Source organism: Sphingobacterium anhuiense (genome assembly GCF_042686355.1).
Taxonomy (GTDB): Bacteria; Bacteroidota; Bacteroidia; order Sphingobacteriales; family Sphingobacteriaceae; genus Sphingobacterium; species Sphingobacterium anhuiense.
The window spans coordinates 1-15,685 of record NZ_JBHUPE010000003.1 but is presented as its reverse complement, the minus strand read 5'-3'; the positions used below and the strand labels follow the sequence as shown (position 1 = coordinate 15,685).

Here is a 15,685-nt window from a genome sequence, read left to right as displayed (position 1 = left end):
TTGAAAATTATTTATTTTCAACCCTTTTCGATATCGCAGAAATTATTAACTGTTTTTCAATGATTTCATATCGATTACAAAACGGTACTTCACGTCTGATTTAATCATACGTTCGTATGCATTATTGATATCTTGAATATTGATAACCTCAACATCTGAAACGATCTGGTGTTCACCACAGAAATCTAACATTTCTTGCGTCTCTTTGATACCACCGATCAACGATCCCGCTAAGTGTCTACGCTTACCGATCAGCAAACCACCATGAACTCCAGGCAATGGCTCTACAGCTCCTACAATACACATTGTTTTATCCAATTTTAAAAGACTTAGATATGGATTAACATCGTGACCTACTGGAATCGTATTCAATAAAAAATCAAACGAATTTGCATGTGCCTGCAATTGTAACGCATCTTTAGAAATCAAAACTTCATCAGCACCTAATTTCTTTGCATCTTCACCCTTTTCTGGAGAAGTTGTAATCATGACAACATGTGCACCCATCGCTTTCGCAAATTTAACACCCATATGCCCTAATCCTCCAAGGCCAATAACACCAACTTTATCACCTTTTTTCACATTCCAGTGACGCAAAGGCGACCATGTTGTAATACCGGCACACAATAAAGGAGCAGCTGCTTTCACATCAATTGTTGTCGGGATACTCAAGACAAAATCTTCCTCTACAACGATATTCTCCGAGTAGCCACCATAAGTAATACCACCATGTTTAGATTTAGCACTGTTATAAGTGCCGATCATCCCACTTTCGCAGTACTGCTCCAACCCTTCATCACAAGGATTACAGTGCTTGCATGATTCGACCATACAGCCTACACCAACAAGGTCACCGACCTTATACTTTGTCACATTTGGCCCTACGGCCAACACACGTCCAATAATTTCATGACCAGGAACTACGGGGTAATGAGGCTGTCCCCATTCTGCTCTTGCTGTATGAATGTCACTATGGCAAACACCACAATATTCAATATCAATAAAAACATCCTTATCCTGCAAATCCCGGCGTTGAATCTGATGTGGTTTTAAATCTTCGGCCTCCGAAAAGGCTGCATATGCTTTTGTACTCATCTTAGTTTGTTTTAAGTAAAAGTAGCTCTTTTAATAAAAAATCCACTCTTGTCGGGAGTGGATTTACTTTGAAATGATATTTATTTTAGTGCTTTAATTCCCATATTCCACAGGGTAAAAGCATATTTATCAGCTGTTTCATTAATCACCACTTCTGTAGAACGGCCTGCCCCATGACCAGCTTTTGTTTCAATCCGAATGAGAACAGGACGATCACACTTCTGTTTTGCCTGTAGTTCTGAAACAAACTTATAAGAATGTGCCGGCACTACACGGTCATCATGATCTCCGGTGGTAACCAAAGTCGCAGGATAGCAAACACCTTCTTTAACATTATGTACAGGTGAATATCCCTTCAGATAATCAAACATCTCTTTGCTGTCATTAGCAGTACCATAATCATATCCCCAACCTGCTCCAGCTGTAAACGTATGATAACGTAACATATCCAGCACTCCTACTGCTGGTAAAGCTACTTTTGCAATAGTTGGATCTAACGTAATGGTTGCCCCAACGAGCAATCCTCCATTTGAACCTCCAGATAGTGCAGTATAATCAGGAGAAGTATAGCCATTGCTCTGTAAATACTTTGCTGCGGCAATAAAATCGTTAAACACATTCAGCTTATTAAACTGACGGCCACCATCATGCCATTTTTGACCATATTCGCCTCCACCTCTTAAGTTTGCGACAGCATATACGCCACCATTTTGAATCCAATTGGCTGTAGATACACTAAAACCAGGAGTCAAACTGATATTAAAGCCACCATAACCATAAACAATAGTCGGATTTTTACCATCCAGCTTCAATCCCTTTTTGTGCGTGATGATCATTGGAACTTTTGTTCCATCTTTTGATGTGTAGAAAACCTGTTTAGATTCAAACTCATCTGAATTAAACTTCACTTTAGGTTTAATATAAACCTCAGATTGTCCATTGTCTACATTAAATGTAAAACTTGTAGATGGGGTGATGTAATTTGAAAAACCGTAATAGATTGTTTTTTCCTTTTTCTTCCCGGAGAAACCCGCAGCAGTTCCTACACCCGGTAATTTAATCTCACGGATTTTTTTTCCTGTATAATCGTATTGCTCAATAACTGAGATTGCATCTTTAAGATAATTAGCAAATAAATAACCGCCACCAGTCGAAACTTCAAGAACATTTTCCGTTTGAGGAATAACATCAATCCAGTTCTTCGATTCAGGTTGACGAATGTTCATCTTCACCAATTTATTATTTGGTGCATTTAAATTTGTTTGCACATAAAAAGTATCGCCATCATTATCAATGATACTTGTGTTACTGTCAAATCCACTTAAGATGTTGATGATCTTACTTCCAGGCTTAGATAAATCCTGTACATACAATTCATTGCCGGTCGTTGTATTTGCGGCAGAAATGATTAAAAACCGCTCATCATCCGTTAAGTTGGCACCGATATAACGGCGTTGAACAGCAGCTCCACCAAAAATCATTTTATCTTTTGCCTGAGCGGTACCTAGTTGATGAAAATAAACTTTATGTTGATCTGTTTTCTCCGATAATTCTGAACCTTTCGGTTTATCATAGCTGGAGTAATAAAATCCAGTATTCCCCTTCCAGGCAATACCTGAGAATTTGATATCAATTAACGTCTCACCAATTTGTTTTTTATCAGCAGTATTCAGGATAATTACTTTTCTCCAATCCGAGCCACCTTCTGAAATAGAATAAGCCATCAAACTACCGTCTTTTGAAAAACTTACATCTGACAAAGAAGTTGATCCATCTTTAGAAAACGTATTTGGGTCTAAAAAGACCTCTTCCTTTCCACCTTTATTTGATTTTCTATATAGAACGGCGTGTTGCTGCAAACCATCATTTTTATAAAAATAAGTATAAGCACCCTCTATAAAAGGAGTTCCAACTTTCTCATAATTCCAAATATCTGTCAATTGTTGTTTCAGCTGATCGCGATATGGAATCTGAGATAAATAATCATACGTCACTTTATTTTGCGCAACAACCCAAGATTTTGTATCCGCTGCTAGGTCATTTTCCAACCAACGGTAAGGATCTGGCACTGATTCGCCAAAGAACTGATCAACTACCTGACCTTTTTTTGTTTCTGGATATTTCAATTCTTGTGCGTTTCCAAGATGTACGGACGACATAGCTATTACTGTTAAAATTAAACTCAGTTTTTTATTCATGTTTTTTTCAAATGAGGTTATAAACAAATTTAATAAATTATAACGTGTTTCAGCGTCGCTTTAATAATTAGATTAGGCAAACATTTTTTCAACAAAATTCGTTTACTACAGAAAATATCGCAAATTGCCTAAGTATAAATTAACATCCAATGATTCATAAAATATTTTTAACGCTAAGTGTACTAACTGCTGCCAGCTTAACAACAGTATTTGCACAATCTAATCAAGCGTTACCGATCAATCAATACCGGGTCACAGAAACTAAAATCAATGATTTGGTACATACTAAACTGAATGTAAAATTTGATTACGGTAAACGCTACCTATATGGAGAAGAATGGTTGACGCTAAAACCTCACTTCTATCCGACCGACTCTTTACGCTTAGATGCCAAAGGGATGGACATAAAAGAGATTGCATTACAAGAAGGTAATCAAAAAACACCACTCAAATATGATTATGATGGCGAATCGCTATTCATTAACTTAGGAAAACCATTTCAAGGGACCGAGAAATACACCATTTATATAGCCTACACTTCTAAACCAGATGAATTAAAAGCCAAAGGCAGTGCGGCAATTTCCGATGCAAAAGGATTGTATTTTATCAACCCGGATGGAAAAGTTCCAAATAAACCGATCCAGATATGGACACAGGGTGAAACGGAGGCCTCTTCGGCCTGGTTTCCTACCATAGATAAACCAAATCAAAAAACTACTTCTGAAATTTCCATTACGGTCCAGGACCAGTATACAACACTTTCTAATGGAGCGTTAACAACACAGCATAAAAATACGGATGGTACCCGAACAGATACTTGGGAAATGACCCAAGCTCATGCTCCATACTTATTTATGATGGCCGTTGGTGATTTCAAAATAACAAATGATCACTACAAATCCATTCCGGTAGATTATTACCTCGAACCAAAATACGCTCCATATGCGAAAGATATATTCGGCAAAACACCAGCAATGATGGCTTACTACAGTCAAATTTTAGGCGTAGAATATCCATGGAATAAATATGCCCAAGTAGTTGCGCGAGACTATGTATCGGGAGCTATGGAAAATACAACCGCAACTTTACATGGTGAACCGGTACAAAAGACAACACGCGAATTACTGGATGATAATGAGGAAGGAACTATTGCCCATGAACTATTTCATCAATGGTTCGGTGATTTAGTAACAGCCGAATCATGGTCAAATCTGACCATGAATGAATCTTTTGCAACATTTGGAGAGGTGATATGGCGCGGTCATGATGGCGGACAAGATAAAGAAGATAAATCTCGGTTTGAAAAACTGCAAAGTTATTTAAGATCGACCAAAAATGGAATAAGCCCTACCTTAGCACGCTTTCATTATAACGATAAAGAAGATATGTTTGATAATATCTCCTATTCAAAAGGATCGGTCATTCTCTATGCATTAAAAAATCAGATGGGAGATGCCGCTTTCTATAAATCATTACAAAAATATTTAACAGACAATGCCCATAAAACAGGAGAAACGCACCAGCTTCGACTTGCTATGGAAGAAATAACAGGTAAAGATTGGAGTCCATATTTCAATCAATGGTATTATCAAGGCGGTCATCCTATTTTAAATATCCAATATAGTTATGAAAACGGAGCGCAGAAATTAGCCATTAAGCAGATGCAGGATGTCAGCGTACAAACGTTCACTTTACCTTTAAGCATCGATTTTTATACGGCAAATGGAAAAGAAACTAAAAGTATTCTTATTAATCAGCGAGCACAGGAATTTAGTTTTCCTTTTGAACAAAAGCCTGATTTTATCGATTTTGATCCTGCTAAAATATTGGTTGGTGAGGTTATCGATAATAAAACAATGTCCGACTATACGTATCAATATCAAAATGTACCGACCTATTATAACCGTATTAAAGCTATTGGATATGCCTTACACAATAAAAATACGGAAACAACAAAATTGTTAATAGAAGCATTAAACGACAAAGAAGAAGATCTTAGAGCTGCTGCAATTCAAGGATTGGATTTAACAGACCCATCCGTTAAAAATAGTGTTGAAGCAAAAATTATCTCCATGGCGCAACAGGATCCCAAAACGAAAGTAAGAGCTTCAGCATTGGTCGCATTAGGAAATAGCGGTAATCATAAATACTTACCTATTATTGAAAAAGGTCTAAAAGAACAATCCTATGCTGTATTAAGTGCATCATTGCTGGCCATACAAAAAATCGTTCCTTCAAAATTGAATAAATCAATTGAATCATTGGATTCCGAAGCAAAAGCATATTTAGCACCATTCATCAAACAGCTTAAAGAAAAACGCTGATGGTAATTTTTGATGGATGTTATATCCATTAAAAATTAGAATTGTGAAAAACAAATTTATCGAAGTTTGAAATCCGAAGTGATTTAGGTAGTTTTGACCACATGTCAACAGGAAAAAATATCTATTTCGCTTCGGATTTTCATTTGGGATCTTATCCACAAAGTAAATCCAAAGAAAGGGAACGTCTAATTATATCTTGGCTTGATCATATTAAAGATGATGTTGCTGAATTATATTTAGTCGGTGATATTTTTGACTTTTGGTTTGAATACAGTACCGTTGTACCAAAAGGATATATTCGTTTTCTCGGAAAACTGGCAGAATTGGTGGATAAGGGAGTCAAATTAACCATCTTTAAAGGAAATCATGACATGTGGATGTTCGATTATTTTAAAAACGAACTGCAAGCAACTATTGTCGATGACGAACTACTCATAAACCGAGATCAAAAATCTTTTTATCTCCATCATGGTGATGGCTTAGGTGCGGGAGATCGTAAATATAAAATCTTAAAAAAATTCTTCCGAAGTAAGACCTGTCAATGGCTATTTGCAAGATTGCACCCAAATTTAGGAATCGGCATTGCCACACGCTGGTCAAAACACAGTCGACTTGCTAATAATGAAGATGAGCATTTTTTAGGTGAAGATCAGGAATGGCTCATTGGTTATGCAAAAGAAATGGAAGCCAAGCAGCACCATGATTTCTACATTTTCGGACATCGTCATTTACCTTATGACATCAAACTTTCGGATCAGAGCCGAGTGATAAACTTAGGTGAATGGATGAATTACCAGACCTATGCAGTCTGGGATGGTCATAAACTAAAACTTGAAAAATGGTCGAAATAAAAAAAAGTTTACGCGATTGCCTTTTGAGTTACTACCCCTTAGAAGCAGATGACATTGAGGCTATAGAAGCTATTACGACCGAAGTCCATATCCCTCGGAATACCATCATTATACAACAGGACAAACTGCAACATGATATCTACATACTATCATCAGGATTAGCACGCGTCTATTATGAAGTTCCTAATAGAGAAATCACACTTGATTTTAATGATGCAGGCTGTATGCTGATGTCGATCAATACCTACGCCCGAAATGAGCCTGGATATGAAAACATTGCTATTGTAGAAGATGCTACTTTATTTAAAATAAACTCTCCCGCCCTTTTCAGGTTGTATGAAGAAAATATTCGCATTGCTAACTTAGGTAGAAAAATTGCAGAGTACGAGTTTATTAAAATTGAACAGAGAGCGATGTCCAAACTTTTCAATACTGCACAAAGTAGATATATGGATCTGCTAGACAAATACCCCACTTATATCAACCGTATCAAATTAGGTTACATTGCCTCCTATTTAGGAATTTCCCAAGTCACCCTAAGCCGTATCCGCGCCAACATTCGGTAATTTTTTAACATTAGTAAAAAATAATTACGCTAATTGTATCCATCTTTGCAAAAAAAGGCTATGAATTGGATATTATTAATTTTAGGTGGGTTATTTGAAATTGGATTTACCACCTGCTTAGGAAAGGCAAAACAAAGCGAAGGTTCTGCCATGTATCTTTGGTATTTCGGATTTGTCCTTTCCCTGTTTTTAAGCATGGGTTTACTAATCAAAGCAACGCAAACATTACCGCTCGGTACTGCGTATGCAGTTTGGACAGGAATTGGTGCCGTAGGAACAGTTTTGATCGGAATCTTCTTCTTTAAAGAACCTGCAGATTTTTGGCGCATATTCTTCATTTTCACTCTTATCGCATCTATTGTAGGCTTGAAGGCAGTTTCTTCACATTAAGCAATAGAACTATTATTAAATCGACAAAATTTCTTTACTTTTGTAAGCTTAAAAGCTCTTGCGCATGTCGCAGGGTTTGAATAATGTGAATTATGTTAGAAAAATTACAGGCGATAAAAGAAAGATGGGAAGAAGTGGAGGCTGAATTAAGCAATCCAGAGACCATCAAAGATATGAAGCGTTTTGCCAAATTAAATAAAGAGTACAAAGATTTGGGCAAAATCGTAGATCAGTACCATATTTACAGAAATATGGTAAGCAATATCGATACCAATAAAGATATTATCAGCAATGAGAAAGATCAAGAACTTCGCGATATGGCGAAAGAAGAACTTGATGAATTATTAGTTGCAAAAGAAGAGAAGGAAGATGAAATCCGCATGATGCTTATCCCGAAAGATCCGGAAGATGACAAAAATGCAATTTTAGAGATTCGTGGTGGTACTGGTGGTGATGAAGCGGCATTATTTGCCGGAGATTTATACCGTATGTATACCCGTTTCTTTGAAACCAAAGGCTGGAAAGTTGAGGTTATGGATGTGACGGAAGGAACTTCTGGTGGCTATAAAGAAGTAATCTTGAAAGTAATGGGTGAAGATACTTACGGGCAATTGAAATATGAATCAGGTGTACACCGTGTACAACGTGTTCCTGATACAGAAACGCAAGGTCGTGTCCATACTTCTGCGGCATCTGTTGCTGTTCTTCCAGAAGCTGAAGAAGTGGATGTTGACATCAACCCAGGAGATGTTGAGATGCATACGTCACGTTCAGGTGGTGCCGGTGGTCAGAACGTCAATAAGGTAGAAACAAAAGTACAGTTGACTCACAAACCTTCTGGTATTGTAGTGGTATGTCAAGTAGAACGTTCTCAATTAGCGAACCGTGAATTGGCAATGGAAATGCTTCGTACTAAACTTTACGAGATCGAATTGAACAAAAAGAACGGCGATATTGCTGCAAAAAGAAAAACTTTAGTCTCAACCGGTGACCGTTCTGCAAAAATTCGTACTTATAACTACCCTCAGGGAAGATTTACAGAGCACCGTATTGGAATGACAACATACAATTTACCAGCTATTTTGGACGGTGATATTCAGCCAATTATCGATGCATTACAGTTTGCTGAGAATGCAGAAAAGATGAAAGACGGAGCCGTAGACTAGTTTTTTTTAAAATAATATTAGCAAATAAAGAAATAAACGCTATATTTGCACACCTTCAAGAGAGAAGGTAAACGGTCTGGTAGTTCAGCTGGTTAGAATACATGCCTGTCACGCATGGGGTCGCGGGTTCGAGTCCCGTCCAGACCGCCAGAAATAAGAGAGTAATCTCGAATAGTTCTTTAACAACATTTAAAATTTGGTCCGGTAGTTCAGCTGGTTAGAATACATGCCTGTCACGCATGGGGTCGCGGGTTCGAGTCCCGTCCGGACCGCCAATTTTAAATAACATTTTACATTTTTCGGTCTGGTAGTTCAGCTGGTTAGAATACATGCCTGTCACGCATGGGGTCGCGGGTTCGAGTCCCGTCCAGACCGCCAAAAAAAGTAAAAACGGTCCGGTAGTTCAGCTGGTTAGAATACATGCCTGTCACGCATGGGGTCGCGGGTTCGAGTCCCGTCCGGACCGCTGGAATAAAAAAGCTTTCAATGCAAATTGAAAGCTTTTTTTGTTTATTACGATTTCTCTCTAATTCACCTGTTCTTTTTTTATTACATTTTCTATAGATAGCTTTTTAGTATAGCTATACGAAATATGCATAACGCAAAACATGTTCAACATCTTGAACATCTAAATACCCTATTATTTTAACGCTTTTAATCTATTTTTCAAGCTCAGAGATAGATCTAGCAGATTATTGTGGTAACTCGTCCCTAAATATCATTTTTGACTCATAATAGCGCAAGACAAGCTTATCATTGGCTAACTGTCCAAATTAAACGTACAATCTAAAATTCCGATCAATATATAGATACTGACAAAAAAAAGAAGCCTTAATATGCAAGGCATACGAAGGCTTCTCTTTTGCTTTATTATAAAGCTATTATTCTGCGCTCACAGAGAATTCCGCTGCTGCAGCAAAGTCTTGTCCATTTTGCGAACTTAATGCTGTAAAACGAATAAAACGACCTTTTACTGGCTTAGCCAAAGTTACTGTCTTCGGTTTTCCGTTATTTTCGAAATTACCTTCAGCAACTGGCTCGCTCCAATTCTTACCATCTGTACTCACTTGCAATTTATAGCTTTTAATGGTACCATTACCACCACCTTGACGTGGGGTATAGGTAAAAGCTTTAATGGTTTTAATTGCATTCGCATCAAAATCTACCCAATGCGGATATTGTGCCACAGTAACTGAATACATCGAATGCCAAATTGTACTTGGATCACCATCTAATAAATTAGAAGCTTCACCTTCCCCTGTTTCTTCACTCGAAGCAAATACAACTTGCATCGGGATACTTTCTATTTTAGGAAATTGGAAGGAAGCTTTCAATTTCTCATTGCCCTTTGCCCATGCTGTCACAATACCACCTTCACGTAAGTTAACAGGAGCTTTGTATATTTGTGGCTTTCCTTTACCAATGGTATAATATAGTTCCGCACCTACCTGCTCACTTGCGATATGCACATCACCGTTACGGCTTCTTGACACCGAGATCGGCACATCACCCGCTAGAGATACCTGAGACTTCTGACGATAATCCTGATTAGCAACAGGACGGATAATAAAGCCAAACGAAGTTGATTTTGCTTTCACACGATCTTGTTCCAATGGAGGTCCTTGCCCACAGCTATTTCCACCCAAACCGGTAACTGCCGCATCCACATGTAAATGTGTACCTGAGCTTTTTGGTAATTTATAGGGATGACTTGCTAAGGTAACTTCCATCTCGCTCCACGGTAATGCAGATGTCGACATATGATCTTTGGCAATAAAGACCACACCAGACCCAAACTCATCCGTTAAAGCTGTCCAACGCACCTCTTCATTATTACTCATACTTTGAGGATTGGGCCATGGAACAAATTGGTCTTTAACCGTACTCGTATGTAACTCTATATTCTGTGCAGTTTTACGGTCTGCATAGTTATTGATCGGTCCTCTTCCGTAATACGTATAGTTGGTATATTGTTCTGGTAGCTGCAAACCATAACCTAATCGGGCTAAAGCTAACGTTTCATCATTAGATGTTACATTAGCGGCTAATTCGAGCGAACCATCTTGGTACACTGTCCAGACCTGATTTGTTGTAAACTTGAAGTCATTAGCGCCAAAAGGTTTGTCTTTATGTTCTTCAATCGTATATGTTCCAGAAGTACCACCATGAATAGTCGCTGCATTAGGCGCTTGCGATTCGACCATAAATGATAGAATGATTGCTCCATCTTGTCTCGTGTAGATCGAGCTGGATAATGCTTTGTGCTTCAGATTATGTAAGCCCTTTTGAAACCATTGCTGATAAGCCCAGTTATCATTATCTACTGGTGCACGGAAAGCATCTAATTTAGGTCCCTCACCGTCACGAATAACCTGTTTACCAGCATAGTTTAGGCTATAAATACTACCATTTTCCGTATCAAACTTAATAATGAAATCTGAACCTTTAATTACTTTTAACTTTTGTTCATCAACGATGCTTAGTTTAGCGTTTGTCTGAACAGCAGCTATAGTAGGTTTTTCACTTGCAGCTTTAACAAACAACTGTTCCTCCATCTGTAAATATCCTTTAGCTGCCCATAATTGATCTTTAGCTAATAAGAACTGTACTTTAACAAAGTATTCCGATTGTTTATTTAATTTTTGAAAATCCAAAGGTAATGTAACCACTTTCTTCTCACGTGCTCCAACTGTTTCACCCTTTACTACTGAGACAGGCTTCTGTATCTCCACACCATTTTCATATAGAGACCAAACGATATCGTAATCCGCTAAAGAAACAAAATAGTTCTTATTAAAGATTTCTATTTTACCCTGTGCAATATCAACAGCCTTAACGCCCACATTCTGGTAAACTTTCTTTACCTCGTAATATTGTGGCTTTGGCTTCATATCTGCGAAAATCAAACCATTATTAACAAATGTTCCATCATTAGGTTTATCACCAAAATCACCTCCATAAGCAAAGAACTTTTCACCAGACTGTTTATCATAATAATACATGGCCTGATCGATCCAATCCCAAGTAGCTCCGCCCATAAAGAAATTTGTCGATTCAATTGCTTCCCAATAGTCAATCAGGTTACCTGATGCATTCCCCATAGAGTGTGCATATTCGGAAATATGGAACGGGTATTTCATCTTAAACTGCCCTTTTACAGCTTGACGAACCCATTCGATTGAAGGATATTGGTTCGACCCCATATCCACGATATTATTATTACGTTCATACTGAACAGGACGAGAGGTATCAAATTTCTTAATCGCATCATATGCCGCTACAAAGTTGTTTCCCGGGCCGGCCTCGTTACCCAATGACCAGAGAACAATAGCAGGATGATTTACATTTGCATGAACCATCTCCAAGTTACGTGCTACGTGTGCATTCTTCCATTCCGGAGGGTGTGAAAGAGAAGCATCGCCATAGTAATATTCATGACTTTCAATATTAGCCTCATCTTCTAAATAGATTCCGTATTTATCACATAAGTAATACCAATATGGATCATCTGGATAATGTGAATTACGAACATGATTGATATTCGCTTTCTTCATCAAGATGATTTCTTGCTCCATCTGCTCATGTGTCACCACTTTTCCTTTCTCAGGATTTGATTCATGGCGATTTACCCCTTTCAATTTTACAGTTTTGCCATTTACAAAGAAATAACGTCCTGCCAAACCAAACTCATCATCAGTAGCCTTTGTATCTTTAATTTCCACTTTACGGAAACCAACATAAAGAGAAGATGTTTCTATTGTACGGTTTTTACTATCTTTTAATTCAGCAACAAGTGTGTACCGGTACGGACGCTCTGCTGACCATTTATTGGGGTTTTCAACTTGAAGAGAAGCTTTCACGATAGATGAGGTATTCGGATTAACATCTACCACATCACTCGATACCAAAATAGATTTTACAGCTGTATTAACATCGCTATAAAGTTCATTCGCATAAAGACTATATTTAATCTGATGACCTTTAGCAACTTTTTTATCTTTATTTAAGATTTCAGCTTTAATACTTAAAGTTCCATTTTGATACTTTTCATCCAGATCTGGAATAGCGACAACATCACGAATCTGAACCTTCGGCTTTGCTGTTAAAGCGACAGTTCTAAATATCCCCGGAAGACGGAACATATCCTGAGCCTCAATAAAAGAAGCATCTGAATTCCTGTACACTTCTACGGCGACAACATTTTCACCTTTCTTATTCAAATAATCAGTGATATTAAAAGAAGCGACATTACGTGAATTTTTTGAGAAACCAACATACTTCCCATTGATCCATAGATAAAAAAATGAATCTACCCCATCAAAATTAATATAGATATCACGGCCGTCCCAATTAGTTGGCACTTCGAATGAGCGTCTATAAGATCCAACTTCATTTCGGTAGATATACGTTGTCCAATGCTTTGGTGGGGTACGCATAACACCTCCGCGCCAGTCATCCACTTTTACCTGATGTTGAAAAATAACAGGTTGGTTAACATAAATCGGCACACCATATTTTAGCGTACCGTCTTTTTGAATGCCCGCTATATTCCAGCTCATTGGAACACCAACATTATCCCACGCTGTTACATCTGCTTGAGGATCAAAAAAATTCTTCGGTCTTTCATCAGGAGTTTTTACCCAATTAAATTTCCAGGTACCGTTTAAAGACTTCCAATACTCACTATTTTCCGGTAATACTTTACGAGCCTTATCAGCATCTTTAAAAGAGAAAAAATAAGCATGGGGTTGCTCCTTATTGAGCGCGAGGTCTTGGGGAGACTCCCACTCTTTACCTGTTGGAATCGTTTCGACCCCATAACGAAAGCCTGCAATCGGATCACCGATTTGTGCATTCGCCTGAAAGGCCGATGCTAATAAAACTGCCATGACACAGCTTATTCGCATAGATAATGATTTGATCATATTCATTTATTAAATAGAGGTTGTCCACAAAAATATAAGCAATATAATGAAATACAAGTAGCTACAATTAATCATTCGATTGCGTAAAATTTATATATATAAAGATGGATAAGTTCCATTCTGTTCAAAAAGTTAATCAGGAAAGCTTCATAAACGGCTGAGTGGCCAAAATCAAAAATAAACTTGATGCACACGAAACAGCTATTTTTTTCGTTTAAAAAATTTACGCTTATCAAAAAAAAAGAGTAGGTTTGGCCCTACGTAGAATGGTTTTTTCTACCAAACAACACAAATATTAAACTCGTTGGGTTACTATTAGTTATATTAAGGTATTAATAGGTGAGTAAGATCAGTAAATCAAATAAGCTCGAGAATGATGAGCAAATCATAGCCGGTATTAAATCGGGTAGTAGTATTGCATTGGATGCAATATATGAATTATACTATCCATCTATTGCCCATATGATTTCTCAAAATAACGGAAGCGAAGATGAGGCAAAAGATATCTTCCAAGAGGCCGTGATTGTTCTTTATGACAAGGTTTCTAAAGGTAATTTTGAATTAAGCAGTAAACTTAAAACCTATCTATATTCGATTTGCAGAAGACTTTGGCTTAAGCAGTTAAATCGTGCAGGTTTTGGATCAGTAGATATCCGCGGTTATGAAGATTCGTTGCCGGATAACGATGATATCGAGCGACATCAGGAGCTTGACAAAAAATTTGAACAAATGGAACATGCAATGTCTCTTTTAGGAGAACCTTGTAAAACCATTCTCCACGATTTCTATATCCAGAACCATTCCATGCAGGAGATCTGCGAGAAGTTTGGATATACCAATACAGACAATGCCAAAACTCAAAAATACAAATGCCTGCAAAGATTGAAAAAACTATTTTTCATGCAGTAAAAAAATTAGTATAACAAACAATGAGTATGATGAGCCAACAAGAGTTTTTTGAATTAGCAGATCGCTATCTCAGGGATGAAATGATAAAAGAAGAGCGTGCTTCTTTCGAATCTTTCTGTGCAGAAAACCCTTCTTTCTCGGCACAGCTAACACAACACCGTCAATTTCTTGACAATCTTAAAGATACACAGTCACGTATTGATTTCAAACAGCAACTCGCACAGTCCGCTAAAAGTTATCACCAATCGCATCAGCAGGCGAAAGTGATTCCGATGAAGCAAACAAAAGTAATCTCTTTGTGGGAAAAATTGAAAGCAAGTTCATTAGTAGCTGCTTCGGTAGCCGTAGTTGCCGTATTTTCCACCTTATGGATTTCAGGATATTATAAGAATATTGATAAAGCAAATACAGATTACAGTGCATTGAAGCGTGACATGAATAATGTAAAGAAAGATGTCAACGAACATAATGCTGCGCTGAAGAGTATTAATAATAAATCAACCAAAGCAAGTGAATCTTCTGTCAGTCAATATGGAGCTACAGGGTTTATGGTTTCAAATAATGGTTATGTCGTGACCAACTACCATGTTGTAAGTGGTGCCGATTCTATTTATTTGCAAAATAATAAAGGTGAATCTTATAAAGCACAAGTAATTCATTCTGACGCGGCCAATGATTTAGCGATATTGTTAATTGAAGATACGAATTTTAAAAGAGGTAAAACATTACCATATACTTTCAAAACTACGGCATCTGATTTAGGAGAAGATATTTATACAATAGGTTTCCCTAGAGATGAAGCTGTTTACGGTCAAGGATATTTAAGTTCATCGACAGGATATGCGGGTGATACAATCGCTTATCAAATTTCAATCCCTGTTAACCCAGGAAACAGCGGTGGTCCAGTAATGGACACCAAAGGAAATGTTATCGGTATTATCTCCGGTAAACAAAGAGGGATTGATGGTGCCGGTTTTGCAATCAAAACAAAATCGATATTGAAAGCATTAGATGAAATACCTGCCGATTCATTGCAAGGGCAAGTAAAATTAAATAAGAAAAATATGCTCTCTGGTCTTTCAAGAACAGAGCAAATAAAAAGAATGCAAGATTATATCTACATGGTGAAAGTATATTAATCACATTCAATACCCATAAAAAAGGCATCAATTTGAATTGATGCCTTTTTTTATGGGTATGTCCCGTCCTGAAATAAGTTGACATCTAACTCAGCTTATTATGAAAAAAGAACTAAAGAACA

At 37.5% G+C, this 15,685-nt stretch carries 10 protein-coding genes and 4 tRNA genes; 11 read left to right on the top strand and 3 right to left on the bottom strand.

The annotated features are described in order from the left end of the window. Positions 1-45 precede the first annotated feature (45 nt). Positions 46-1,095, bottom strand: a complete 1,050-nt coding sequence (locus ACFS6I_RS04470) for an NAD(P)-dependent alcohol dehydrogenase (RefSeq protein ID WP_380918445.1) — start codon at positions 1,093-1,095, stop codon at positions 46-48. 80 nt (positions 1,096-1,175) lie between these two features. Then, positions 1,176-3,293 carry a prolyl oligopeptidase family serine peptidase gene (locus ACFS6I_RS04465; protein WP_380918443.1) on the bottom strand — a complete coding sequence of 706 codons (2,118 nt, stop codon included), beginning with the start codon at positions 3,291-3,293 and terminating at the stop codon, positions 1,176-1,178. A 149-nt stretch (positions 3,294-3,442) separates the two neighbouring features. Between ACFS6I_RS04465 and ACFS6I_RS04460 the strand changes: the two genes are divergently transcribed. From ACFS6I_RS04460 to ACFS6I_RS04420, 9 genes are all read left to right on the top strand, one after another. Further along, complete coding sequence (locus tag ACFS6I_RS04460) at positions 3,443-5,617, top strand: M1 family aminopeptidase (RefSeq protein WP_380918441.1); 2,175 nt, start codon at positions 3,443-3,445, stop codon at positions 5,615-5,617. 101 nt (positions 5,618-5,718) lie between these two features. Then, positions 5,719-6,468 (top strand): UDP-2,3-diacylglucosamine diphosphatase, encoded by a 750-nt coding sequence (locus tag ACFS6I_RS04455; RefSeq protein ID WP_132772509.1) that lies wholly within the window; start codon positions 5,719-5,721, stop codon positions 6,466-6,468. Then, the gene (locus tag ACFS6I_RS04450; RefSeq protein WP_132772511.1) at positions 6,456-7,034 is read left to right on the top strand and encodes a Crp/Fnr family transcriptional regulator; all 579 of its coding nucleotides are present in this window, start codon (positions 6,456-6,458) and stop codon (positions 7,032-7,034) included. The genes ACFS6I_RS04455 and ACFS6I_RS04450 overlap by 13 nt, the downstream gene beginning before the upstream one ends. Before the next feature lie 60 nt (positions 7,035-7,094). Further along, the gene (locus tag ACFS6I_RS04445; RefSeq protein ID WP_021189301.1) at positions 7,095-7,424 is read left to right on the top strand and encodes a DMT family transporter; all 330 of its coding nucleotides are present in this window, start codon (positions 7,095-7,097) and stop codon (positions 7,422-7,424) included. A gap of 92 nt (positions 7,425-7,516) precedes the next feature. After that, on the top strand, positions 7,517-8,590 hold the full coding sequence (gene prfA / locus ACFS6I_RS04440; RefSeq protein ID WP_132772513.1) for a peptide chain release factor 1: 1,074 nt from the start codon (positions 7,517-7,519) through the stop codon (positions 8,588-8,590). 73 nt (positions 8,591-8,663) lie between these two features. Continuing rightward, positions 8,664-8,740, top strand: a tRNA-Asp gene (locus ACFS6I_RS04435). A 48-nt stretch (positions 8,741-8,788) separates the two neighbouring features. Next, positions 8,789-8,865 (top strand) — tRNA-Asp (locus tag ACFS6I_RS04430). A gap of 26 nt (positions 8,866-8,891) precedes the next feature. Beyond that, a tRNA-Asp gene (locus tag ACFS6I_RS04425) sits at positions 8,892-8,968 on the top strand. A 14-nt stretch (positions 8,969-8,982) separates the two neighbouring features. Next, positions 8,983-9,056 (top strand) — tRNA-Asp (locus ACFS6I_RS04420). 415 nt (positions 9,057-9,471) lie between these two features. Here ACFS6I_RS04420 and ACFS6I_RS04415 read toward each other — a convergent pair. Next, a complete protein-coding gene (locus ACFS6I_RS04415) occupies positions 9,472-13,515 on the bottom strand; it encodes a glycoside hydrolase family 2 TIM barrel-domain containing protein (RefSeq protein WP_380918438.1) in 4,044 nt (1,347 codons plus the stop codon). A gap of 339 nt (positions 13,516-13,854) precedes the next feature. Between ACFS6I_RS04415 and ACFS6I_RS04410 the strand changes: the two genes are divergently transcribed. Both ACFS6I_RS04410 and ACFS6I_RS04405 read left to right on the top strand, forming a co-directional pair. Then, on the top strand, positions 13,855-14,424 hold the full coding sequence (locus tag ACFS6I_RS04410) for an RNA polymerase sigma factor (RefSeq protein ID WP_183916147.1): 570 nt from the start codon (positions 13,855-13,857) through the stop codon (positions 14,422-14,424). 26 nt (positions 14,425-14,450) lie between these two features. Next, positions 14,451-15,563 carry a trypsin-like peptidase domain-containing protein gene (locus tag ACFS6I_RS04405; protein WP_380918436.1) on the top strand — a complete coding sequence of 371 codons (1,113 nt, stop codon included), beginning with the start codon at positions 14,451-14,453 and terminating at the stop codon, positions 15,561-15,563. Positions 15,564-15,685: the final 122 nt, after the last annotated feature.